Annotated in this window: 22 protein-coding genes, 12 tRNA genes and 1 rRNA gene; 4 read left to right on the top strand and 31 right to left on the bottom strand. The window is 45.0% G+C overall.

The window, feature by feature from the left end; genetic code table 11:
- The 14 genes from H0266_RS18170 to H0266_RS18105 all read right to left on the bottom strand — a co-directional run.
- Positions 1–82, bottom strand: a 16S ribosomal RNA gene (locus H0266_RS18170); the annotation flags it as partial.
- Positions 83–201: 119 nt separating this feature from the next.
- A tRNA-Ile gene (locus H0266_RS18165) sits at positions 202–278 on the bottom strand.
- Positions 279–299: 21 nt separating this feature from the next.
- Positions 300–373: transfer RNA gene (locus H0266_RS18160), tRNA-Gly, on the bottom strand.
- 31 nt (positions 374–404) lie between these two features.
- A tRNA-Pro gene (locus H0266_RS18155) sits at positions 405–481 on the bottom strand.
- A gap of 11 nt (positions 482–492) precedes the next feature.
- A tRNA-Arg gene (locus H0266_RS18150) sits at positions 493–569 on the bottom strand.
- Positions 570–641: 72 nt separating this feature from the next.
- Positions 642–725: transfer RNA gene (locus H0266_RS18145), tRNA-Leu, on the bottom strand.
- A gap of 35 nt (positions 726–760) precedes the next feature.
- A tRNA-Leu gene (locus H0266_RS18140) sits at positions 761–842 on the bottom strand.
- Positions 843–848: 6 nt separating this feature from the next.
- Positions 849–924, bottom strand: a tRNA-Lys gene (locus H0266_RS18135).
- 167 nt (positions 925–1,091) lie between these two features.
- Positions 1,092–1,166 (bottom strand) — tRNA-Gln (locus H0266_RS18130).
- Positions 1,167–1,175: 9 nt separating this feature from the next.
- Positions 1,176–1,252: transfer RNA gene (locus H0266_RS18125), tRNA-Asp, on the bottom strand.
- A gap of 13 nt (positions 1,253–1,265) precedes the next feature.
- Positions 1,266–1,337 (bottom strand) — tRNA-Glu (locus H0266_RS18120).
- Between the two features lie 16 nt (positions 1,338–1,353).
- Positions 1,354–1,444 (bottom strand) — tRNA-Ser (locus H0266_RS18115).
- 4 nt (positions 1,445–1,448) lie between these two features.
- A tRNA-Asn gene (locus H0266_RS18110) sits at positions 1,449–1,523 on the bottom strand.
- 204 nt (positions 1,524–1,727) lie between these two features.
- Positions 1,728–2,177, bottom strand: coding sequence for a SprT family protein (locus H0266_RS18105; RefSeq protein ID WP_181473856.1), 450 nt, complete (start codon positions 2,175–2,177; stop codon positions 1,728–1,730).
- Positions 2,178–2,248: 71 nt separating this feature from the next.
- On the opposite strand from H0266_RS18105, the gene cmpA reads away from it, so the two are divergent.
- Positions 2,249–2,359 (top strand): cortex morphogenetic protein CmpA, encoded by a 111-nt coding sequence (gene cmpA, locus H0266_RS18100; protein ID WP_181473855.1) that lies wholly within the window; start codon positions 2,249–2,251, stop codon positions 2,357–2,359.
- Between the two features lie 34 nt (positions 2,360–2,393).
- Here the strand turns inward: cmpA and H0266_RS18095 are convergent, their stop codons facing one another.
- From H0266_RS18095 to acpS, 15 genes are all read right to left on the bottom strand, one after another.
- The gene (locus H0266_RS18095; RefSeq protein WP_181473854.1) at positions 2,394–4,565 is read right to left on the bottom strand and encodes a Tex family protein; all 2,172 of its coding nucleotides are present in this window, start codon (positions 4,563–4,565) and stop codon (positions 2,394–2,396) included.
- A gap of 124 nt (positions 4,566–4,689) precedes the next feature.
- Positions 4,690–5,286 carry a SpoIIE family protein phosphatase gene (locus H0266_RS18090; RefSeq protein WP_181473853.1) on the bottom strand — a complete coding sequence of 199 codons (597 nt, stop codon included), beginning with the start codon at positions 5,284–5,286 and terminating at the stop codon, positions 4,690–4,692.
- A complete protein-coding gene (gene sigB / locus H0266_RS18085; protein ID WP_181473852.1) occupies positions 5,286–6,065 on the bottom strand; it encodes an RNA polymerase sigma factor SigB in 780 nt (259 codons plus the stop codon). Before sigB ends, H0266_RS18090 begins: the two co-directional genes overlap by 1 nt.
- Positions 6,037–6,513, bottom strand: coding sequence for an anti-sigma B factor RsbW (rsbW, locus tag H0266_RS18080; RefSeq protein ID WP_220127330.1), 477 nt, complete (start codon positions 6,511–6,513; stop codon positions 6,037–6,039). The genes sigB and rsbW overlap by 29 nt, the downstream gene beginning before the upstream one ends.
- A 2-nt stretch (positions 6,514–6,515) precedes the next feature.
- Complete coding sequence (locus tag H0266_RS18075) at positions 6,516–6,845, bottom strand: STAS domain-containing protein (protein WP_181473851.1); 330 nt, start codon at positions 6,843–6,845, stop codon at positions 6,516–6,518.
- Between the two features lie 64 nt (positions 6,846–6,909).
- A complete protein-coding gene (locus tag H0266_RS18070; RefSeq protein WP_181473850.1) occupies positions 6,910–7,920 on the bottom strand; it encodes a PP2C family protein-serine/threonine phosphatase in 1,011 nt (336 codons plus the stop codon).
- A 14-nt stretch (positions 7,921–7,934) separates the two neighbouring features.
- Entirely contained in the window at positions 7,935–8,336 is a 402-nt protein-coding gene (locus H0266_RS18065) for an anti-sigma regulatory factor (RefSeq protein WP_181473849.1), read from the bottom strand.
- A 2-nt stretch (positions 8,337–8,338) separates the two neighbouring features.
- Positions 8,339–8,695, bottom strand: coding sequence for an STAS domain-containing protein (locus H0266_RS18060; protein WP_079477084.1), 357 nt, complete (start codon positions 8,693–8,695; stop codon positions 8,339–8,341).
- 5 nt (positions 8,696–8,700) lie between these two features.
- Positions 8,701–9,570, bottom strand: coding sequence for an RsbT co-antagonist protein RsbRA (locus tag H0266_RS18055; RefSeq protein WP_181473847.1), 870 nt, complete (start codon positions 9,568–9,570; stop codon positions 8,701–8,703).
- A 256-nt stretch (positions 9,571–9,826) separates the two neighbouring features.
- On the bottom strand, positions 9,827–10,177 hold the full coding sequence (locus H0266_RS18050) for a type II toxin-antitoxin system PemK/MazF family toxin (protein ID WP_181473868.1): 351 nt from the start codon (positions 10,175–10,177) through the stop codon (positions 9,827–9,829).
- Positions 10,178–10,182: 5 nt separating this feature from the next.
- Positions 10,183–10,464, bottom strand: coding sequence for a CopG family ribbon-helix-helix protein (locus H0266_RS18045; protein WP_079477086.1), 282 nt, complete (start codon positions 10,462–10,464; stop codon positions 10,183–10,185).
- Between the two features lie 161 nt (positions 10,465–10,625).
- The gene (gene alr / locus H0266_RS18040) at positions 10,626–11,783 is read right to left on the bottom strand and encodes an alanine racemase (RefSeq protein WP_181473846.1); all 1,158 of its coding nucleotides are present in this window, start codon (positions 11,781–11,783) and stop codon (positions 10,626–10,628) included.
- Between the two features lie 122 nt (positions 11,784–11,905).
- Positions 11,906–12,925, bottom strand: coding sequence for a LolA family protein (locus H0266_RS18035; protein WP_181473845.1), 1,020 nt, complete (start codon positions 12,923–12,925; stop codon positions 11,906–11,908).
- Positions 12,926–12,981: 56 nt separating this feature from the next.
- Positions 12,982–14,490 carry an NAD(P)H-hydrate dehydratase gene (locus H0266_RS18030; protein WP_181473844.1) on the bottom strand — a complete coding sequence of 503 codons (1,509 nt, stop codon included), beginning with the start codon at positions 14,488–14,490 and terminating at the stop codon, positions 12,982–12,984.
- Positions 14,491–14,543: 53 nt separating this feature from the next.
- Positions 14,544–14,912, bottom strand: coding sequence for a holo-ACP synthase (acpS, locus tag H0266_RS18025; RefSeq protein WP_181473843.1), 369 nt, complete (start codon positions 14,910–14,912; stop codon positions 14,544–14,546).
- A 112-nt stretch (positions 14,913–15,024) separates the two neighbouring features.
- Here acpS and H0266_RS18020 point away from each other — a divergent pair, with 112 nt between their 5' ends.
- Positions 15,025–15,801 carry a rhomboid family intramembrane serine protease gene (locus H0266_RS18020; RefSeq protein WP_181473842.1) on the top strand — a complete coding sequence of 259 codons (777 nt, stop codon included), beginning with the start codon at positions 15,025–15,027 and terminating at the stop codon, positions 15,799–15,801.
- 207 nt (positions 15,802–16,008) lie between these two features.
- On the opposite strand, the gene H0266_RS18015 is transcribed toward H0266_RS18020, so the two are convergent.
- Both H0266_RS18015 and cshA read right to left on the bottom strand, forming a co-directional pair.
- Complete coding sequence (locus H0266_RS18015; protein WP_181473841.1) at positions 16,009–18,168, bottom strand: hypothetical protein; 2,160 nt, start codon at positions 18,166–18,168, stop codon at positions 16,009–16,011.
- A gap of 171 nt (positions 18,169–18,339) precedes the next feature.
- Positions 18,340–19,821, bottom strand: coding sequence for a degradosome RNA helicase CshA (gene cshA / locus H0266_RS18010; protein WP_181473840.1), 1,482 nt, complete (start codon positions 19,819–19,821; stop codon positions 18,340–18,342).
- Positions 19,822–20,053: 232 nt separating this feature from the next.
- Between cshA and H0266_RS18005 the strand changes: the two genes are divergently transcribed.
- Both H0266_RS18005 and H0266_RS18000 read left to right on the top strand, forming a co-directional pair.
- Positions 20,054–20,968 (top strand): DMT family transporter, encoded by a 915-nt coding sequence (locus H0266_RS18005; RefSeq protein ID WP_181473839.1) that lies wholly within the window; start codon positions 20,054–20,056, stop codon positions 20,966–20,968.
- Positions 20,969–21,028: 60 nt separating this feature from the next.
- Complete coding sequence (locus tag H0266_RS18000) at positions 21,029–21,883, top strand: DegV family protein (protein ID WP_181473838.1); 855 nt, start codon at positions 21,029–21,031, stop codon at positions 21,881–21,883.
- The last annotated feature ends 366 nt before the right edge of the window (positions 21,884–22,249 follow it).

Genomic DNA, 22,249 nt, shown 5'->3' with positions numbered 1-22,249 from the left:
CAGCTCGCTTCCCGCGCTCGACTTGCATGTATTAGGCACGCCGCCAGCGTTCGTCCTGAGCCAGGATCAAACTCTCCATAAAAGTTGAAGTTTGACTTGCTCATTTGCACACCGAATGTGCTTGTTTGAATTCCTTCTATAATAGAAAGAATATCTTGACGTACTGGTTGGTTCGTTCAGTTTTCAAAGATCAAATGTTCATGGTGGGCCTGAGTGGACTTGAACCACCGACCTCACGCTTATCAGGCGTGCGCTCTAACCAACTGAGCTACAGGCCCCAATGGTAATTCTGAAATAAATGGAGCGGGTGAAGGGAATCGAACCCTCATCATCAGCTTGGAAGGCTGAGGTTTTACCACTAAACTACACCCGCATATTAAGATTTATTAAGTAAGTAACTCGGGTGGTCGGGAAGACAGGATTCGAACCTGCGACCCCTTGGTCCCAAACCAAGTGCTCTACCAAGCTGAGCTACTTCCCGCAAGAAAAAAATGGCGCGCCCGAGAGGAGTCGAACCCCTAACCTTCTGATCCGTAGTCAGACGCTCTATCCAATTGAGCTACGGGCGCATTTAAAGCGACAATTTCTATTGTATCATTTGTTTCGGTTTAACGCAAGGACTTTTTTTAAAAAGATTTCAGTGCGGCCGAGAGGACTTGAACCTCCACGGGGTTGCCCCCACTAGGCCCTCAACCTAGCGCGTCTGCCGATTCCGCCACGACCGCAAATGTATGAATGCTAATCATGGTAGATTGGAAAGTGCGGGTGGAGGGACTTGAACCCCCACGCCGTGAAGCACTAGATCCTAAATCTAGCGTGTCTGCCAATTCCACCACACCCGCAAAAAATGGTGAGCCATGAAGGATTCGAACCTTCGACCCTCTGATTAAAAGTCAGATGCTCTACCAGCTGAGCTAATGGCTCGTCATGTAGTAAGATGCCTTCGCTTTATTAAGCGTTTGTACTAAATGGCTCCTACTTAATGTGAAACTCTCAATCTATAAATCGTTGATGGCAGTTCTTGTTTTAAAAGCACAAGAAACATCATATAATTTTCTAGAGTGTTTGTCAACTCTTTCTGCAAAGAAAAATGGCTGGGCCAGCTGGATTCGAACCAGCGCATGACGGTACCAAAAACCGTTGCCTTACCGCTTGGCCATGGCCCAAACATATAATGGCGGTCCGGACGGGACTCGAACCCGCGACCTCCTGCGTGACAGGCAGGCATTCTAACCAACTGAACTACCGGACCTATGTAATTAAAGTGACCCGTACGGGATTCGAACCCGTGATACCGCCGTGAAAGGGCGGTGTCTTAACCACTTGACCAACGGGCCATTATGAAATGAATAATGGCGGAGAAGGAGGGATTTGAACCCTCGCGCCGCTTACGCGACCTACACCCTTAGCAGGGGCGCCTCTTCAGCCACTTGAGTACTTCTCCGTAATGGCTCCAACGGTAGGATTCGAACCTACGACCGATCGGTTAACAGCCGATTGCTCTACCACTGAGCTACGTTGGAATAATAAAAGGTGTATCGCTTGGAAAGCTTGTCTCCGTTGCGATGTGCGCTGTTTCGTTATCAGCGACGATTTATATCTTATAATATTTAAAGCGTGATGTCAAACCTTTTTTTGCAAAAAATATTATTGTTTTGCTGTTGTTGACTTGTTTTGTTGCGACTTAATTAATTTAACACGCTCTATGTCTTTCGTCAATGGTTTCTTTATATTTTTTTCAATTTCCCCTTACATTTCCCGCATCGATACTTAGACGTATCCACTCTCCTCTTTCGAACATACTCTTGTTCACACGTAACACAGACGTAGCGATGGCTGGCCCGCTGCTTTTGTGAAGGCAATGGCTGACAAAACCTCGGCGATCCCGTTCGTTCCATCAATTCTTTGAACTCAGGGTCTTTATGACCGTATCCCTTCCCTTCAATATGCAAATGATAATGACAGAGTTCGTGTTTGATGATCCCTTCGAATTCGTCTTCGCCTAGTTCATGCAAATACTTAGGATTCAATTCAATCACACGCTTTGATGGGATGTAGCGTCCTCCTGTCGTTCGAAGCCTGGGATTGAAGACCACTCGGTGGATGAAGGGTTTCTCAAAATACATATTCGAAATCCGGTTCGTCCAGTTTTGCAAATCAATGGTATCGAAAGACATTGGTAACACCTCCTCGTTTCTTTGCATACTGTATCATACATACCTAAAATCACGGAAGGGAAAGATGACTGATGCCTTCATGGTTGGTTAAGCAAATGTCTAAAGCGTTTCTCAATAAAGATAAATATCAGATTAAGATGCTGAATCAGTGTTGGTATTATTATCAGCACCTTCATAAATAAAACCCGGAAGTTCGAGACTCCCAGGTTTTTTTGTTTAAATTTGAGGCAACATCGTCAATGCGATTCGCTGCTTTTGTATATCTACTTGGTCTACCCACACAGTGACCACATCACCGACGGAAACCACATCCATCGGGTGCTTCACGTACCGGTTGGATAACTTCGAAATATGGACAAGCCCATCCTGTTTGACTCCTACATCTACAAATGCTCCAAAGTCTACAACATTTCGGACTGTACCTTCCAGCTCCATCCCTTGTTCTAAATCTTCCATAGAAAGAACATTGGTCTTGAGCAAGGGCTTAGGTAAGTCATCACGAGGGTCGCGCCCTGGTTGAACTAAGGATTTGATGATATCTTCGAGCGTCAGCACTCCGATACCTAATTCATCAGCCATCGCTTTTTGATCGATTGCCTTCACCTTTGCTTCTAACTCATCACTACCTAGATCGTCCACCGATGATCCAAGATTCTTCAATAAGGCACGTGTAGCTTTATAACTTTCTGGGTGTATCGAGGTCCGATCAAGTGGATCCTTACCATCAAGGATTCTTAAGAAACCGATACTTTGTTCATAGGTTTTCGCACCGAGGCGCGGGATGTCTTTCAACTCTGAGCGCTTCGTAAACTTCCCGACCTCGTCTCTCTTCTTCACAACATTATTGGCGACAGACTTACTAAGTCCAGATACATATTGCAACAATGAGGAAGAAGCTGTATTGACGTTCACCCCTACTTGGTTCACTACTGTTTCTACAACGAAGGTAAGGGAGGCATTCAATTTCTTCTGTGTTACATCGTGCTGGTATTGTCCGACACCAATGGATTTCGGATCGATCTTCACGAGTTCAGCTAGTGGATCCTGAACGCGACGTGCGATCGAAACGGCACTTCTCTCCTCTACTTTCAAGTCAGGGAATTCATCACGTGCCAGTTTAGATGCAGAATACACACTTGCTCCTGCTTCGTTGACAATCATATAGGAAGCGTCAAGATTGTGGTTCTGAATCATATTCGCGACAAATTGCTCTGTTTCACGGGAAGCTGTCCCATTTCCGATTGCCATCAGTTCAATCGGATGCTTTTTCATGAAGGATAAAATGGTCTTTTCAGCTCCTGCCACATCGTTTCGTGGGGCTGTTGGATAGATGACAGAGATCTCAAGCACTTTCCCTGTTTCATCGACCGCTGCTAATTTGCAACCCGTCCGGTAAGCGGGGTCGAGCCCTAGGACGACTTTTCCTTTCAACGGCGGTTGAAGAAGTAAGCTTCGCAAGTTACTTGAGAACACTTCAATTGCTTGCTCTTCTGCTTGGTCAGATAAAGAATTGCGTATTTCCCTCTCAATCGACGGTTGGACCAGACGTTTGTAAGCATCTTGAATCGCCTCTGTCATGAGAGAGCGGATCGCCTCGACAGTAGACCGGTGAATCACTTGTCTCTCCAACCACTGCACAATGGACTCCTCTGGAGGGTGAACAGAAACCTTCAGAACCCCTTCTTTTTCCCCACGGTTCAGCGCGAGTACACGGTGTGACGCTATGGAGCGTACAGGCTCCTGGTAATCATAGTACATTTCGAAGATCCCTTTTTCATCGTCCTCTGATTTTTTATCAGATGAAACGATGGTTCCCTTTTGGAATGTTTGTTTACGGATTTGCTCACGGTATTGCGGTTCATCCGAAATCCATTCTGCCAATATGTCGTTGACACCTGCTTGGACATCTTCAATGGTTGTGAGTTCATGCTCATCGGAGAAGAAACGTTTGGCTTCTTGCTGAAAATCAAAGTCCTTCTGTTTCCACACTTGCTCTGCTAAAGGCTCTAACCCTTTTTCTTTCGCTATTGTAGCTCTCGTTCTTCTCTTTTGCTTATATGGACGATAGAGATCTTCAACTTTCTGCAGCTGCGTAGAGGATTCGATTTCTTTCTTTAATTCGTCCGTCAACTTCCCTTGTTCTTCGATCAGGCGTATAACTTCTTCTTTTCTTTGCGTAAGGTTTTGTACATAACCCCACTGGTCTTCTATTGATTTGATTTGTACCTCATCTAACCCACCGGTCAATTCTTTACGGTAGCGGGCAATAAACGGCACGGTGTTTCCTTCATTAAGTAATGTGATGACTTGTTTCACGGGTTTCTCGTTTAAACCAGACTGCTTGGCAACCAGTTTAATGAGTTCCGTGTTGTGTTCTAATTCACTCAAAAATAGACCTCCTCAGGTGACATCTCTTCTATATTGTATCAAATTATCCTATTGTTTACTTCGCCTCATCCACGGGATCCTACACAAAAAGACCCTATTCTATATGATAAGAATAAGGTCTTCTTTATTCGTACTCCATGGCAATCAGTGTTGTATCATCATCCCTTGAATGGCCATAGAGTTCTTTATATTGCTCAATGATTTCATCTACCGCATCTGTATGAATACGATTCAACGGGAAGCGTCGGTCATTGACACCGTCCGAGAACATTAAGAATTTCATACCCTTCTCAACTTTTCCATTGGTTACCCTGAGCTTCCGAGGAAAACCAGCTAAGTAACCGGCCAAAGGGATATTTCGACTCTTTTTTCCTTCCGAATTGACAATGATAATTCCGATATTGCCAATTGAGGAATAGGAATAGGTCTGGGATTTATAGTCGACCCGAAGTATTCCGAGGACCACCCCGCGCTTACCGACTAATGCCTCGTTGCATTTCGCGACAAGTGACTCAATGGTGAGATTTGGGTAATCTTCAATCATTTCCATGACGGCTTTGGATGATTCTCGAGCCATTTCTCCACTGCCTAACCCATCAGCTATAGCACAGACAAAGGCTTCATCCGTTTCATTGTAAAAATAACTATCCCCGCAATAGTAGTTTCCTTTTTTCGCCTTCTGGTACACAGACAAGTTGATATGTTTTTGTTCTTCTGCCACTAGAAAGCCTCGATGGATTCTGCTTGTAACGCTTCTCTCAACTTACGAAGCGCTCGTCGTTGTAGTCGGGAAACATGCATTTGCGAGATGCCAAGCCGCTCACCAGTATCCTTTTGACTCATATTTTCAAAATATGTGCACTGCAAGATTTCTTGTTCACGTTCACTCAGAATCGGTAGCACTTTCTCCAGAAGCATACGCTGATCGATGTTCGAATAGCCATCATCTGCGTTTCCGATCAAATCGAGGATGGTCACTGTACTACCATCTGAATCAGCTTCTATCTTACGGTCAACAGAGAGGGCCTTATAACTTTTGCCCATTTCCATCGTCTCAAGTACATCTTCTTCAGACACCTCGAGGTAATCGGCGATTTCTTTTACCGACGGAGAGCGTTGAAGCATGCTCGTCAACTCTTCAGAGGTTTTCTTGATTTTAGGACCAAGCTCCTTGATTCGACGCGGAACATGGACACTCCAAGTCTTATCACGTATAAAGCGCTTGATTTCTCCGATGATTGTCGGGATGGCAAACGATTCAAACGATTTACCGAAGTCAGGATCATAACGACGGATCGCTGCCAGCAATCCCAACATCCCTACTTGGACTAAATCTTCGTGAATGGTGCTATTCTTTGAGTATTTTCTGGCGATGGATTCGACCAAGTCCTTATAGACAAGTACGATTTTCTCTTGGATCGCTTCGTCTCTAGGATACTCTTGTAAATGCTCGATCCATTCATATACTTCATCATTGTGATGTTGAGATTTGGTCGCCATCTTGACCCACCTCAGTTTCATGGAGATATTTTGTCATTAAAACAATCACCCCATATTTACTATTTATTTCTACTTTATCCATGAGTGCATCAATGAGGAACAGACCAAACCCACCTTCTCTGAGTTCTTCAATATCATCATCCTGCTTGTAGGGACCGATGTCCTCTTTGACCTCTCCTAAATTAAAGCTTCCACCGTGGTCAGCAACCATGACTTCCAGACGATTATCATAAACACCGAATCCGATTGTAATCTCGCCCTCACCCGTTTCTTTATACGCGTGCTTGACGGCATTCGTAATCGCTTCGGAAATCGCCACTTTCAAATCTTCGATATCTTCAAAAGTAAATCCCATTCGATTTGCAATTCCAGATATACTCAGACGGACGACACCGATATACTCCGCCTTTGCCGGCACTTTCACTTCTACAAAATCAAATGATTCCATTATTACATTCCACCTTGTACTGTAGACTCGATGTTTATAATTTCGGTCAACCCTGTAATCTTGAACAAACGATACACACGTTCCTGCATATGAACCAGCTTCATCTCCGAGTTATGTTCCTTCGTCGACTTCAAAGCACTGATAAATACGCCTAAACCTGTTGAATCCATGTAGTCAACATTCGCAAAATCGACTTCTACGGTTTGACCTTCCTCTCTCGTAAGAGGTAGGATCGTTTCTTTCAGTTTTGGTGCTGTAAAGGCATCTACTTCTCCTGCAAGAGTTAAATAAGCTGTATTTTCTTTATTGGAAACATCTATGGTTAAGTTCATCTGATAATCCTCCTGTTATTCCTAAAAAAGTCAATCAACATACACTACCCTTTGGTTTCCACTCTTAAACATTCCGTCTTAAAACAATCAATGTGAAATCATCACGCAAGTAAAAGTCCTGCAGTCGTTCAAAGTATTTATAGACCTGATCGACAATTTCTTGAGCTGGGAGGTGGGCGTACGATTTAATGACACTCAGCACTTCTTCCTGTTCAATGAACCGATCGCCTTGACGGCATTCCGTCACACCATCTGTCAGCAAGATGATCATATCGCCTTTTTCCACTTTCTTTTTGTACTGGGTATAGGATGTTTCTGCTGAAACACCTAATACTAGACCAGGAACGTCGATTTCTTCAAATTCATCCTTGTCTTGGTGATAATAAAACCCAGGCTCATGCCCGGCAGATGAATAAGAAAACGTATGATCTCTCGAATCATAAGACCCGTAAAACATCGTAACGAACATACTCGAATCAACATTTCGCTCAACGACACGGTTCAAGCTGCTCAGAATGCCGCTTGGGTCCATACGCATTTCAGGGAAACTATCCATCGCATATTTGATCATGGACATACAAAGGGCTGCTGGAACTCCTTTGCCGATGACATCCGCAACGGCAATCCCTAGTGTTCCTTGATCGTCATACACAAAGTGGTGGTAGTCTCCATTCATTTGTTTAGCCGGCACGCTCAACGCACCAATTTCAATTTCATCGATTTCAGGTTTCACGGTCGATAAGAGTGTTTTCTGCATATTTGCCGCTACCGATATTTCTGACTTCAGTTCCAGCTGTTTCTCTCGTAAAGACTGGTGTTCTTGATAAGCCACCCCATAAGAAATCATGGTTTCTAATAGGAAATTTAACGAAGCTTGAATATAATCCGGCATTTCCGGGTACATTTCTTGTAATGATTGGATGTGTACGTTTATGATTTCATCGGGTGAAATCTTCTGCTGCATCGATTGTTTACTGAATTGCTCAGCTTGGTAAAGGGCCTGTTCGTCCTTCGTTCGAATATACTCTTTTAGCAATTCCTTATAGTTTTCCAGATCAAGCTTCAATGTACTCATCTTTTTTACCTCCTTTAACGGAGCCACTTAACTACTCTGATTTCAGTTCCTTTCCCTTCTTCCGAGTGAATGTTGAATTCATCCATCAAACGTTTCACTCCAGGGAGTCCAGCTCCAAGTCCTCCAGATGTTGAGAACCCGTCTTCCATCACTTGGCTAATCTCCTGTATTCCAGGACCATTATCAATGGCAACAATCGCAATGCCTTTATGGTCGATTTCCTCTAGCGCTTCAAAACACACCTTACCTGTCCCTGCATATAAATAGATGTTCCTGGCTAATTCAGATATAGCAGTGGCTATTCTTGCTTGGTCAACCGTTCCGAAACCTATCTTTCTAGCAATGTCTCTTCCCAATTGACGTGCCCCTACGATATCCCACTCCTTCTTAATATTGACACAGGATTGGAAGTCCATGGCTACTCCTCCAATTCCTGACGAAGTTTGATCAACCCTTGCTCTAGATCTAATGCAGTTGGGACATCTTGCATGTGAATACCTAAGTCGATCAATGTCATGGCGACAGCTGGTTGAATCCCGGTAAGGACAACTTTCGCCCCCATCAAATCGGACATTGTGACTACATCCCCTAAAACTTTAGCGATGAATGAGTCGATAATATCAACAGAAGTAAGGTCGATTACGACACCTGAGGCACCGTTTTCGTGAATTTTGCTAAGCAGGTCTTCTTGGAACTGAATAGCTGTTTGGTCGTCTAAGTCAATCTGTATTGAGATTAGCAAATAATTGTGAAGCTTCAATATAGGTATTCTCAAGCTTTTCACTCCCCATCTAGCGAATCGATTAGTTTCTCAATATCTTCATCATTGTTCTGTGTTTCTTCAATGCGACGATTGGTTAATTCAAGTGCGGTTTCGAATCCTTTTCTCAATGAACTTTTCGTAGGGAATTTCCCGAGGTCTATACCTAAATTAACGATCGTCTGTGCAATCTCTGGTCGGATGCCGACTAAGATGCATCTAGATCCGATCAGGCGAACCGCTTCTGCAGCTTGGATAATGTGGTGTGCGACCATGGTGTCTACGACCGGAACGCCTGTGATATCGATCAGCACGACTTCCGCATTGTGTTTGATGACGCCATCAAGCAGGTTCTCCATGATCAATTTCGCCCGTTCTGTATCGATGGTTCCGATCAATGGCATGATCGTGATATTCTCCATCACCGGAATCAAAGGTGCCGACAATTCCTGAAGGGCGACACGCTGCAAGGAAACAATGTGCTCCCAACTTCCTGAATATTCATTGATCAGACGGTTGATAATCGGGTCTACCCAACCATCTACTTCCCTAAGTATTTCGGAAAAATAATCAGTGTCTACTTTGTCCGATTGCTTAAGTATATAATCCGTGATGACACGACGGAACACTTGCATACCATCCGTCAAATAACTTAAAGGCCAACCGAGGTTGATCAATCTTTCAGAGAAATCATCGAGATCGGTAGAAAGCCCTTGGTTTTCGATGCTTGAAAAAATGACATTGACGAACTCTCTGTTCGTACTTTCGAACATTTCATCCGAGATCGTCGCGGTGTAATCATTCTCCTTATTTGAGTCGAACTCCTCCAACCACATCTTTACGATCGCATCGCTGTGGTCAAGCACTACGTTCTTTATCTTTTTATTCATTAAACTGACCCTCCGCCTTAGCCCTTTACTAAAAAATTATCGTTCGTTTAGTATTTAGATATAATGTTAACAAAAAAACACGAATGAATATACCGATGACCCTTTTCAAATTTATTTTCAAAATGTACCATCGTTTTTTTCCCGTGTTATATCCATTATAAACTAGTATGTGAAAAAAAATAAAGCTACCCGAAGCAGGTAGCTTTATTTTTGTTTGAGAGGATGTGAAAGTACGTCTCTTAATCTTTATTATTTTCTAAAAATCAATCAAGCCAAGACTGATCTGCAAGGCTTTGTTCACTTGTTGCATCATTGGATCATCTAGCTGAGTGATCTTGTCGGTCAAACGTTGTTTATCAATCGTTCTGATTTGTTCCAATAGGATCACAGAGTTTCGTTCAAACCCATATTTTTTTGCATCAATTTCAACGTGAGTAGGAAGTTTGGCTTTTTGTATCTGCGCTGTAATCGCCGCGACGATTACTGTGGGGCTAAAACGATTACCGATATCATTTTGTAAAATTAGTACAGGACGAACCCCGCCTTGCTCTGATCCCACAACCGGGGACAAATCAGCGAAATAAACGTCTCCTCGTTTGACTATCACTGGCTTCACACCCCGCCCACTAATTGCTCCAGGGTGTGTTCTGCCTCCTCTTCAGCCTGAAACGCTTCTGAAGCGATGTTTAAATTAATTTTTGCCATCTCCATGTAGCCTCTACGCATGGATTCTCTTATATGCCGTTGTTTCTTCTCACGCAAATACATTTTAGTTGCTTGACACATGAAATCGCTCCGATCACTGTTATCGAGTTGAATGAAGCCATCCACTTCATTGAGTAGGTTATCCGGAATCCGGATGACAATCTCCTGCATGCTGTCGGACAAAACCATACACCTCCACCATCTTCTCTCAAAAGAAACCAGTCAATTAGTCCACTCTAATCTTATCAAACGGGAGTGTCTATTGCAAAGGAGTGTTGGAATTTTTTCGTTCATCCTGTTGCCTTCTATCCTATGATAGGGAGAATTGTCTAACATATGGACTTCAATGGTTATAGCGGGTTATCCACTTCCACCATCTGTCCACCTCTCATAAACATACGCGGTACACGGTAGCTGATCATGCAAGGTATTTCGTAATTTATCGTTTCCAAGTAATCCGCTACCTCATCGACCGTGACCTCAGAATCGCCTTGTTTACCTATTAACGTAACCTTTGTCCCTATAGGATATTCGTCATCAAGCTGAATCATGAATTGATCCATGCAAATCCTTCCGACAATCGGGTGGCGCTTCCCGCCTGCGAGCACTTCCATTCCTTGCAATTTTCTGATCCATCCATCAGCGTACCCAAGCGGAACTGTGCCGATCCACTCTGGTTCCGCCGTTTTATAAGTGGCACCATAACTGATCGATTCATTCGCATCTATTTTCTTCACATGAATCAGCTGACTCTGCAAAGAAAAGGCTGGCTTCAAGTCGATCGGCCGTTCTTCCTTGACGATCGAAGATGGATATAATCCATACATACTGATTCCGAAGCGGACGAAGTGTTTCATCCGTTCCGGGAATCTCATACTTGCAGCACTGTTCCCTGTATGAATTTCGACATTTTCAGGCCAAACCCTTTCAAAATGTGAAAATAATTCATGAAACCGTTGTTCTTGCTGGGACTGATGGGTGAGATCCTCATCATCTGCCATCGCAAAATGGGTAAACACTGCTTCGAGTACGAAACGAGAGTCCTCTTTGATATAGGATAAAATCTCATCCATCTCGTCAGTCGAGCGGATGCCGATCCGCCCCATGCCCGTATCCCATTTCATATGAAGCTTCAAAGGCTTCGAGAGGGCACTGGTTTTCACTTTGGCGAACCACTCTTGTTGGAAAACGGTGACAGCGATATCCTGCTCAGCTGCTAATTTAGCATCTTCCGGTCTTGTCCATCCCATGACGAGAATAGGCGCATCGATCCCTGCTTCTCTTAATTTCAACGCTTCATCCAACAAAGAAACAGCCAATCCACTTGCTCCTGATTCCAGTGCCTGTTGAGCCACCTGCACGTCTCCATGACCGTATGCATTGGCCTTTACGACGGCGTAAACATCTGTTTCTTCGTGCAATATTTCTTTCAGTTGTTTTATATTGAAATCGATGGCTGATAGTTCGACCTCAGCCCACGAATCACGATAAAAGGTTTCAATTGACAACGCCTTAGCTCCTTCCGCTCAATTTTTCTTAACCTTTATTATTGAACGAGCCGGCATTTGTGTCAATTCCGAATTGCGTCAGACGAAAATAAAAGCAGACCGTTAAGCCTGCTCCTCCCCCATTATTTTACTGCATCACTATTGATGGAGCTCGCAACGGAGACCATTTCCGCTTCTGTCAGTTCATCACTAGCGAGTTGATACGTCGTTCCATTACTGCTCCACTCGAGCCGATTGTGCTCCATCGCACCGATGACACCATCCGCTAATTGAACAGGATCGCCGTTGACAGGAACGGAATACTGAGCACTTGCTGCTTGGACTTCTGCCTTTTCTTGAACGAGGGTAAAGTTCTTATCTCCTGCATACGTCATGATGATCCGCTGCCCGTCATCTGTTTTTACAGCGACTTCATCAGACAATTCCGCTCCGAGCGTGTTCTCTGGATAAAGGACCTCCGTCAATTCTTCGCCTTCCATATTTGCAACAGGCGCTTCTGTCGGAGCCATAGCCATGTTCTTATCGACATCAAAGTCTTCCTTCTTCAATGAATCATCTTTTGCGAAGTTGGCGAACTGCACTTCTACTAAGGCGTTCATATCCTGATCGAATACTTTGACCATGACCGGCTGGTAAGATTTCTTGTCAAAATAGATTTCCTGATAAGGCAGCGTCTTATTGTTTTGATAATTGGTTTTCGTTTCGAACACATAATAGTTTTCATTGGCTGTGAACTTAGAATCCGCATCCGTCTTGATATCTTTTAACAGGGACGTGTACAAATACGGCTGACTTGTATTCTGCGGCCATTCACTTTGGAACTTGAAGCTCTTATTCAACGCTGGTGTGAGCACATATACCCCACTGTCGTTCTTCAAGATGATCTGGCTTCCTTTCTCATCTTGGTCATTCTCAAGCTTAACACGGTAAAAGTCCTCTTTCTTGTGCCACACTTGGATATGATACTTCTGTTCTTCCTGACCTGTGCGCATCTTCATGTTCGCTTCTGTCTTGTATCCAGCCATTTCTTCTGCTTGCTTCTCCAATTTCTTCACGACGTCTTCTTTCGATTGAGAACCACAAGCAGCTAAAGCACCTAACGTAAATAAGGCTACTAATAGGATCAGAAATCGTCTTTGCATAAGACTCCACTCCTTTGTCTCTACTTAAGGACAAAGGGAACGCGATCATATGGACATCAAGAAAACGCACGAAAGGTTATGGGTAGCCCCTCGACGACATCTGAGGCAAGAAGGTCGATCATGGAATGGTCGTCACTCGTGAGACGTTCAGCTGTCTTGCCATGCAGGACACAACCATTGGCTAAGGCATCCATCATCGAATCATGCTGCATGATCATGGCAACCAACATCCCGGATAGCACATCCCCACTTCCTCCTTTTGCAAGACCTGCATTACCAGAAACATCGACGCGCTGTTCGCCGTCCGGAGACGTGATGATCGTCGATGGTCCTTTCAATACGAGGTGTACCCCATAGGCCTGAGCAAACGTTCGACTGAGGCTGAAAGGACGGGCGAGAACGTCAGAAATAGACTTCCCTGTCAATTGAGCGAATTCTCCAGGGTGCGGCGTCAAGATAGTCGGAGCTTCACGCTTCTGCATGAGATCTAGCGGAAGTTCATACAGTCCGTCTGCATCGATGAGTAAGGGGGTGTCAGCTTCCTGCAGGATCTCTGAAAGAAGTGATCGTGTCGGTTCCTGACGCCCAATCCCCATACCGAATGCAATTCCGTCATAGTCAGAAAGTGATGATGGAGCCGGCCGGCAAGCGAAGCCTTCCTTTTCTCCAAGTCCGACAAACGTCGCCTCTTGAATGAAAGGAGCGATGGATGGAATCGCAGACTCTACTGTAGCGATGGTGATGAGCCCTGCCCCACTTCTAAGCGAAGCTCGGGCAGACATCGCAACAGATCCTGGCATCACCGTGGAACCTCCGACAATCAACCCTTTTCCATGACTGCCTTTGTGAGCATTCCGGTCTCGCCTTGGAAGGGTCCGTTTCACATCCGCTTCTGTCCAGACTTGGCGTCTCGGATCCGGGAGCTTCGGTGAAGGAAGACCGATTTCTACAACGTTCCATTTCCCATAATAAGACGAGGTTTTTTCTAGAAAAGCGCTCATCTTAGGAGCCGCGACGATGGTTGTCTTGTCCGCATGAAAAGCGGTGATTTGTTCGTCCGTCTCATCTGCAGGTACACCGGTGGGTAAATCGACCGACATCCGCCTCGCTTTTTGAGCATTCGCTTCTTGCACGATATCTGCGATCGGCTCGCGCAACCCTCCACGCACTCCTATGCCAAGCATGGCATCAATGATGACATCCGCTTTTTCAAGAGAAGGCTTCACTTCACCCACTTCTTTGCAGGAATGAAGTTCGTACCCCGACGCTAGAAAAAGAGAGCGGTGTTTGGCCGCATCTCCCTTGATCTTTTCATCAGGGACGACTTGCCACGCTTCTACATCGTATCCACGGTTCAATAATGTTCGAGCGATGACGAATCCATCTCCCCCATTGTTCCCTGCACCGATCAATACGACAATCTTGTCCCGCTTTTCAATATGCGAGGCCATATCATCCGCCACGGCGCGACCAGCACTATCCATCAATATTGCCCCGTCAATTCCTACATCCTCAATCGTCACCCGATCCCATTCGTACATTTCTTGTGCGGTTACAATATCCAATTCGTTCCCTCCTACCCGCATTACAATGTTATGAGACAACCTATGTATTTATGTCAGGTTGCATCCGGCTTTGTTTCCACAACCACCTGTGCCACGGCTTGCTTGGCGCTGTGGCTGACTGATACCCATATGTTGAAATCGCCGTATCCTCGTACCTTCATACACGGAGCTCCTTGGCGGTCCGGCAGAATTTCGATATCTTGAAAGCTCAGTTTTCCAATCCCTGTTCCGACAGACTTGGCAAACGCTTCTTTCGCGGCGAATCTTCCCGCAACGAATTCGACTTTGCGCCGTTCATTCAATGTTTGATAGCGTTCATATTCAGCTGCAGTTAATATTCGTTGAACAAAACGAGAATTACGCTTTATACTTTGATTAATACGATCTAGTTCTATCAGATCGATTCCAATCCCTTTAATCACATACATCTTCCTTTTTATGAATAAGCTACTCGTAGTATACCCGATTTCCTTTCAGGGTAAAAAGAATACTAGATACGTATGACTGATTATTGCAAACGAAGGAGTATGATAGATGTTCTTACGCAATGAAACGTTCAAAGAATTCATCCGGTTCTACCCAATTATCACAGGACTCGTCGCTTTGCACCTAGTCCTCTGGCTGCTCGGTGATTTTCTCCGCCTCGCTCCCATCGTCGAGCTGAAAAACTGGGGAGTCGGTGTCAACGCCCTCATCTTAGACGGGCAATACTGGCGACTCGTCACCCCGATTTTCTTACATGCTGACCTCACACACGCGTTGTTCAATTCGTTCTCCCTCGTCTTATTCGGGCCAGCGCTCGAGCAGATGTTAGGAAAAGTGAAATTCAGCATCATGTACCTAGCGGCAGGTATTGCCGGAAACCTCGGAACGTTCATCGTGAGCCCAGATGCGTACTACGCACACTTAGGCGCATCAGGTGCGATTTTCGGAATCTTCGGTGTCTATGTATATATGGTATTGAACCGCAACGACTTGATTGACCAGAGCAATGCGCAAATCATCATGGTTATCTTTATATTAGGTTTGTTCATGTCGTTCCGCCCGGGTATCAACATCCTCGGTCACTTATTCGGCTTAATCGGAGGATTCGCCATTGCCCCTGTCGTATTGAAAAATGCCCGCTCCTTTTCTTTATGGCAGTTACGAGCGAAGCACTCGGAGCGGCGGGATGATGACGAGATCACCTTCAACCCTAATAGGTGGAAGAACCGGCGTATGCCGGGTGCTGGTAAGGGTACAGGTAAGAAGGTATTCTGGTGCATCATCATTTTTCTGGTTGTCGTGGCTTTGATCGGGCGGTTCTTTTGATTCGTAAGGCTCTACCTTCTGAGGTGGGGTCTTTTTTGTGTAGAGTTCTCGCCTTTGCGAGCGTTCAACCTACTTTGCGAGCGTTCAACCTACTTTGCGAGCGTTCAACCTACTTTGCGAGCGCTCAGCCTTTTTTGCGCGCGACTTACGACTTTTGCGCGCGGAACAAGAAAGAGATCGCCACAGAGGCGATCTCTTTCTTGTTCACTAGTGTAAACTATCTTCAAAGAAGGATTGCAAAGGACCACGAACCTCTTTCTGTTCAAGCCACTCATCTAAATCACCAGCAGGATCGAACATTTCGTTTAATCCTTCCTTCATCAGTTCTTCAGTTCGATCGCTTTCCACCTGTTTTTCAACAGCCATTAATAAAGCAGACCAGTCCTCATGTTCCATTTCGTCAAATGACTCCTGATAGGAGGGGTATGTTTCTGCAATCTTTTTGGCATCCTGAAAGTCATCGTTCAAATAGATGGAAAGTGCCGTCCACTTCCGGATTGCCGAATCATGACCAAGCTGCCCTGCTTCCTCGAAGAGATCCTCTGCTTCTGTGTATTTTCCATGCTTCGCAAGTGCTTCAGCATAGGAGGTTTTTACATAAAAACCGATGTACTCAGACTTCGACATATAGCGTGAGATGGCATCAAAATAGAGGTCCCATTCCTTTTCTCGTTCCGCCGCCCACGCTACTTGCGTCCAAGCTTCGGAATCGTCTGACATTTCGGCATACTCTTCTAAATAAGGAAGCTTCTCAAAGCTACTTCGGATAGGATCTCCTGGACTACGCTGTTGCGCATATACTTGCATACGAATCCACATTTTCAACGCGTGCTGTTCGCCTTTTTCGCGATACGCCTGTTCATAAAGTTTCTCCGCTTGTTCGTAGTTATGCTCTAAAAGGGCTTCGTCTGCGGCGGTCAGCTCCCTTTCCGTCAGCCGGAAGAATGGCGGGTTTTCGCCGTACTTATCATCTGAACGCAAATCTTGGCTGGAGGATAACAGCACTCCACCTTCTCCATAAGCTTCCACGTTCCATGAAAAATCTGCGTTCGGATTCGCAAATGCCAATAGACTTTTAGGAATAGCTCGACCATCGTGCTCATCTGAAGGATAAGAACCGACGCCACCTAAGTAGCCATATAGTTCTTCCATCGACACCGTGAGTCGATCATCGTCTGTGGTACGGAATACACTAGACGTACTTCCACTCCCCGTGTGTTTGCTTAAGGTTACATGGTAGTAAGCCGCGCCTTCCACAGCATCCCAGTCGAATGATACAGGCCCCTTTTTTATATTTTTATAATTGAGCGGTTCGCGTGTGGCGATTTCCTTTTTCAATTCCACGTTCCACTCTCGGTCCGTATCAATGGTGTATACTCGGTCCTGCTTCGTCCAGGCATACCCATCCGTTTGGTCAAAAGTCGTTCCGACGACAAAGCCGTATTGCGATGTCGGAACCCCCGGGATGATGTAATTCCCGTTCTCGTCTGTATAGGCGTGCGGTTTAGACAAGTACTCCATGGATGAAAAAGAGTTCAAGCTAGATTTTTCTTTTACATAAACCACGCCATACGAAATCGGATCTCCACCTTCCTTCGTCAGTTGACCCGAGACCGAGTGAAGCTCCGTCTCTCCTTCGTGCCACCTTTTCAAATTTCTTCTCGTCTCGGCTAAGTAGTCTTGGCGCTTCCCCGTCCAAACATCCGGGGCCTTCCAGTTTTCTATCTTGTTAAAAGCCTGCTCATACTTTTCTTGGCTCATGAGATTGTACACCTCTATGGCAAGCGCCTCGCTCTGAAGCCCAGGGGATAAATCTTCAAGGTCACCCTCGTTGATGTTTTGCACTTTTTCGACAGCTTCATCTAAGTCTGTGTACATATATAATGTTGCAAGACGTAAGTAAGCTTCCCAATAATCTTCACTCTCTTCCGGAAACTGTCTAAGGTATTGCTCAATAACCTCGATCCCCTCATCGACTCCTCCTTCTTTGACAAAAGAGAGGCTATAGAGTTTCAGAGCATCTGTGTAGTGTTCTTCATTGTAACCATCTTCTAGATACTCTTTTAAAAAGGGCTTCATCTCGTCTAACGGGATCTCATCCTCTACTTGAGTCCCTGGACTTGAGGAAAACCCGTTCGCACTCCGGAATACATCAAATTCACTCACACGGTTAGGCTTGATCAATTTTTCTTCTATGTAATTCATTCGACCCTTAATAAAAAGCTGTTCACTTCGTAAACGTTCGATTGCCTCATATGGACTGTCTGCTTTTGTACTGATCGGTGGATAGACCCAATTTACAAAAACAAACAAGGAAACGGCCGCACTCAGCAACAGTCCGTACACCAACTTGACTCTTCCTCGCATTCTCACCATTCCTTCTCCCTTTATAGTTTTTCTTCTATCTATAGGATGACTGAATTTCTATAAATTTCAAGTGCCCTGTCACCTTTTAAGAGCGCTTTGTCATGTTTGCGAGCGTTCAGCCAATCATCCAATAAAAAAATCCAGACCTCGGAAGGTCTGGATTTTCTATCATTATTTAGAGTTTGAGTTGGAGTTACGCTTTTGGTAAGATCCGCCTCGGTTCCCTTTACCGCTGAAGTTGCGGTTACGGGATTTGTTTTTACTATTGAAGTTACGCTTACCACCGCCGCGGTAGTTTTTCTTACCGCCTTTTTTATCGCGCTGGGCGTTTTTCACGCTGATCGGCTGTACACCAGATAGGCGAACAGGTACTTCACTACGCTCTTTTGTCATCAACTTAAGAGCTGTTGCAACTAAATCAGAAGCATCGTACTGCTCAAGAAGCTCGTTAGCTGATTGACGGTAGTTCTTCAAGTCATCGCTGTCGATCGTTTCAACAATCTTATCAACGGCCACTTTTTGTTGTCCGCGCGCTGCTTCTTCAGAAGAAGGCACTTTCAAGCGGTTGACCTTTTTCTTCGTGATTTTCTCGATCAAGTTCAGTTGATCTTTCTCTCTTGGTGTTACAAATGAGATCGATTCCCCTTTACGACCGGCACGTCCTGTACGACCGATACGGTGTACATAACTTTCCGGGTCTTGTGGAATATCGAAGTTGTAAACGTGAGATACATCAGAGATATCTAGACCACGTGCTGCAACGTCTGTCGCAACAAGGATTTCAATACGCCCCTGCTTGAACTTGTTCAGTGTAGACATACGCTTTCCTTGTGTCAGGTCACCGTGAATACCTTCTGCTGAGAATCCACGCGCTTGTAGTCCGTCTGCCACTTCATCGACACGGCGTTTTGTACGTCCGAAGACGATTGCTAGTGCAGGGTCATGAATATCAAGAAGACGAGTCAGTGTATCGAATTTATGCTTCTCCGGGATTTCCACGTAGAATTGTTCGATGTTTTCGACTGTCATTTCTTTTGCTTTCACTTTAACTTCTTCAGGACTGTTCATCAACGTTGTCGCGATGTCGCGGATCGCTTTAGGCATCGTTGCTGAGAAAAGCAATGTTTGACGCTCTTCAGGTAGAGCCTTCAGGATGTCACGAATATCTTCGATGAATCCCATATTCAGCATTTCATCAGCTTCGTCTAATACAGCTGTATGAACATGGCTTAATTTAATCGTTTTACGACGAATGTGGTCTAAAAGACGTCCTGGAGTCGCAACGACGATTTGGTTGGTTTTTAGTGAACGGATTTGACGTTCCATGTTCGAACCACCATAAATCGGAAGCGCGCGAACGCCTTTCCCTTTACCTAGACGGTTCATTTCTTCCGCTACTTGGATCGCTAGCTCACGCGTTGGAGCTACGATCAGTCCTTGAACGGATTTCGTACCTTTGTGGATTTTCTCGAGCATCGGGATACCGAATGCCGCTGTTTTCCCTGTACCTGTCTGCGCTTGGCCAATTACATCTTTACCTGCTAAACCAAGTGGAATCGTTTGTTCTTGAATCGGTGTGGTTTCTTCAAATCCCATAGTGTCTAATGATTTTAGAATTGGGTCTGATAAACCGAGTGAATTAAATGTTGTCACTAATTTCATGCTCCTTTAAATATAAGTTCTTCTACCTTTTTGTATTCCTATATACATGTAAAAAAAGCCTTCTGCCACAGGACACGGGAGAGGCTTCTCTGGTATCTTCCTGATAGATTCATTCATCATAACACATATAACATAGTTAATTCTACACAATTTCGCTATGCTTTTCAAACCGAACAATGATAAAATGATGGCAAAACTGTTGTTAACCAGAGGGAGGGCTCCCATGGATAAGCCTCCAATTCATCCATATATAATTTTGTTAGTCGGCGTATTGTCGATTTCGACAGCAGCCATATTCGTTAAGTTGGCAGGAGATGCTCCTGCATCGATCATCGCTTTTTATCGACTACTCCTTGCGGTTTTAATTATGTCTCCTTATGTATTATGGAGACATTTGGACGAAATCAAACAAGTTCCGAAAAAAGATTGGCTTCTTGCGATTTTCTCTGGAGTCTTTCTCGCGTTCCACTTTATTTTTTGGTTTCAGTCTCTACAATATACGTCGGTCGCAAGTTCTGTTGTTTTGGTCGCTTTGCAGCCTATCTTCGCTTTTATCGGGACATACTTGTTCTTTAAAGAGCGATTCACCGTCGGAGCTGTATTAAGTCTTGCGATCACCATAACCGGTAGTGCGATCATCGGATGGGGAGATTTTCAAGTCAGCGGCATGGCATTGATTGGTGACCTATTAGCGCTTCTTGGAGCTGCTATGGTGACAGGGTACTTTTTATTAGGTCAAAATTTGCGCAAACGACTTTCGTTGATGACCTACACCTTTATCGCCTACGGTATAGCTTCCATAACGTTACTTGTCTACAATTTGGCCCTCCAATACCCCTTGACCGGTTATGACGGAAACCAGTGGCTCATCTTCCTTTGTTTAGCGATCATCCCGACCTTCTTCGGTCATTCGCTGTTCAACTGGACATTGAGATGGGTGAGTACGTCGACGATTTCCATGGCTGTTCTACTTGAACCCATCGGAGCATCGCTGCTTGCCTACTGGATCTTAAGTGAAGCCATTACGTGGTCACAGTGGCTGGGAGGAGCCATTGTCCTATTTGGATTAATGATGTTCATTTTCAGTACAACGAAGAAAGTGAAGCCCAAAATTACACACGAAATACTCAAGGAGTAGCTTGTACTCTGTTATAATGATGATAAGTAAAACGACTTATATTGAGAGCAGGTGGATAAAATGACGATACATGTATTCGTTGACGGCGGTGCAGACCTTGAAGAAGGAATGATTGAACGTCATCAGCTGAAGGTTGTACCATTGAACCTCCATTTTGGAGAAGAAGAATACAAGACCGGAGAAACCATTGATTTGCCTACATTTTATCGTAAATTGAAGGAATCAGACGAACTGCCCAGGTCGTCGTCTCCGAGCCCGAATGATTTTTACGAGAAGTATAAGCAGATCAGTGCGGATGACCAAATTCTAGTACTCGCTTTAAGCGAAGGCTTGAGCAGTACATATGAAAGTGCCGTGATTGGACGGGACATGCTTCTTGAGGAAGAACCTGACCGTACCATCACTGTTTTGAACACAAAAACCGCTTCCTGTGGAGTTGCGCTTCTCGTTGATGAAGCCACCAAGAAAATTGACGAAGGCCTTCTGTTCGATGAGATTGTGACTCATATGGAGGAACGTATCGAGAAAACGACGACACTATTCGTTTTAAAGACACTCGAGAACGTCATTAAAGGCGGACGCCTGGATCGTGTGAAAGGAACGATTGCCAAGACATTGAACATTAAGTTGCTTATGCGCGCAAGTGACGATGGGATGCTTGATGTTGTAGAGAAAGTACGAGGCAACAAGAAGTCATTGCGCCGTTTCGTCGATCAAATCGGTGAATACGCGACAAACTTCGAAGACCGGGTGATTGCCCTCTCTCACAGCAATGACGAAGAACGAGGACGCACCGTCTTACAGTCCATTAGAGAACGCTATAATTTTAAAGAGAGTTTATTCATGGATACAGGACCACTTATTTCCACTTATGCCGGTGAAGGCGGCATCGTAATCGCCTTTTTCAGAGATTAAAAGAAACGTCAGAGGATACACATCCCTCTGACGTTTTTTTTGTGTGCCGTGATAGCCACTTCCGGTTCTTCCAAGATGAGCAGGGGCCGGTGGCGTCGAAACGACTCCCTTTCCGCAGGAGGCGGTGAGCTTCCTCGCTCGCTTCGCGATCTGCGGGATTTCACTCAAGCCTCAGAATCCTGCAGGAGTGTCGCCGTTTCCACGCCACCTCAACACAGGAAGGCTGAACCTTTAGAGATTCAACTACAATGAGGACCTTTACTAACGACCGCACCACTCTTGGCAAGGTTCTGTTCCTACTGTTTATCGCATAGTGGGATGGAAAACGGTGAGACTCCCGCGGGAGAAGGACCTAGGCGAGACCCC

Source organism: Halobacillus locisalis (assembly GCF_013694105.1).
Taxonomy (GTDB): Bacteria; Bacillota; Bacilli; order Bacillales; family Halobacillaceae; genus Halobacillus; species Halobacillus locisalis.
Note: the sequence above shows the minus strand (reverse complement) of the source record. Positions and strands in the feature narration are given on the sequence as shown.

Bases quoted from the DNA above. Each gene is read 5' to 3' on its own strand.
- H0266_RS18105 (WP_181473856.1), bottom strand. From the start codon at position 2,177: ATGTCTTTCGATACCATTGATTTGCAAAACTGGACGAACCGGATTTCG.
- cmpA (WP_181473855.1), top strand. From the start codon at position 2,249: ATGCCTTCATGGTTGGTTAAGCAAATGTCTAAAGCGTTTCTCAATAAA.
- sigB (WP_181473852.1), bottom strand. From the start codon at position 6,065: ATGGCGACCAAATCTCAACATCACAATGATGAAGTATATGAATGGATC.
- rsbW (WP_220127330.1), bottom strand. From the start codon at position 6,513: ATGGAATCATTTGATTTTGTAGAAGTGAAAGTGCCGGCAAAGGCGGAG.
- H0266_RS18075 (WP_181473851.1), bottom strand. From the start codon at position 6,845: ATGAACTTAACCATAGATGTTTCCAATAAAGAAAATACAGCTTATTTA.
- H0266_RS18070 (WP_181473850.1), bottom strand. From the start codon at position 7,920: ATGAGTACATTGAAGCTTGATCTGGAAAACTATAAGGAATTGCTAAAA.
- H0266_RS18065 (WP_181473849.1), bottom strand. From the start codon at position 8,336: ATGGACTTCCAATCCTGTGTCAATATTAAGAAGGAGTGGGATATCGTA.
- H0266_RS18055 (WP_181473847.1), bottom strand. From the start codon at position 9,570: ATGAATAAAAAGATAAAGAACGTAGTGCTTGACCACAGCGATGCGATC.
- H0266_RS18045 (WP_079477086.1), bottom strand. From the start codon at position 10,464: ATGGTTTTGTCCGACAGCATGCAGGAGATTGTCATCCGGATTCCGGAT.
- H0266_RS18035 (WP_181473845.1), bottom strand. From the start codon at position 12,925: ATGCAAAGACGATTTCTGATCCTATTAGTAGCCTTATTTACGTTAGGT.
- H0266_RS18020 (WP_181473842.1), top strand. From the start codon at position 15,025: ATGTTCTTACGCAATGAAACGTTCAAAGAATTCATCCGGTTCTACCCA.
- H0266_RS18015 (WP_181473841.1), bottom strand. From the start codon at position 18,168: ATGCGAGGAAGAGTCAAGTTGGTGTACGGACTGTTGCTGAGTGCGGCC.
- H0266_RS18005 (WP_181473839.1), top strand. From the start codon at position 20,054: ATGGATAAGCCTCCAATTCATCCATATATAATTTTGTTAGTCGGCGTA.
- H0266_RS18000 (WP_181473838.1), top strand. From the start codon at position 21,029: ATGACGATACATGTATTCGTTGACGGCGGTGCAGACCTTGAAGAAGGA.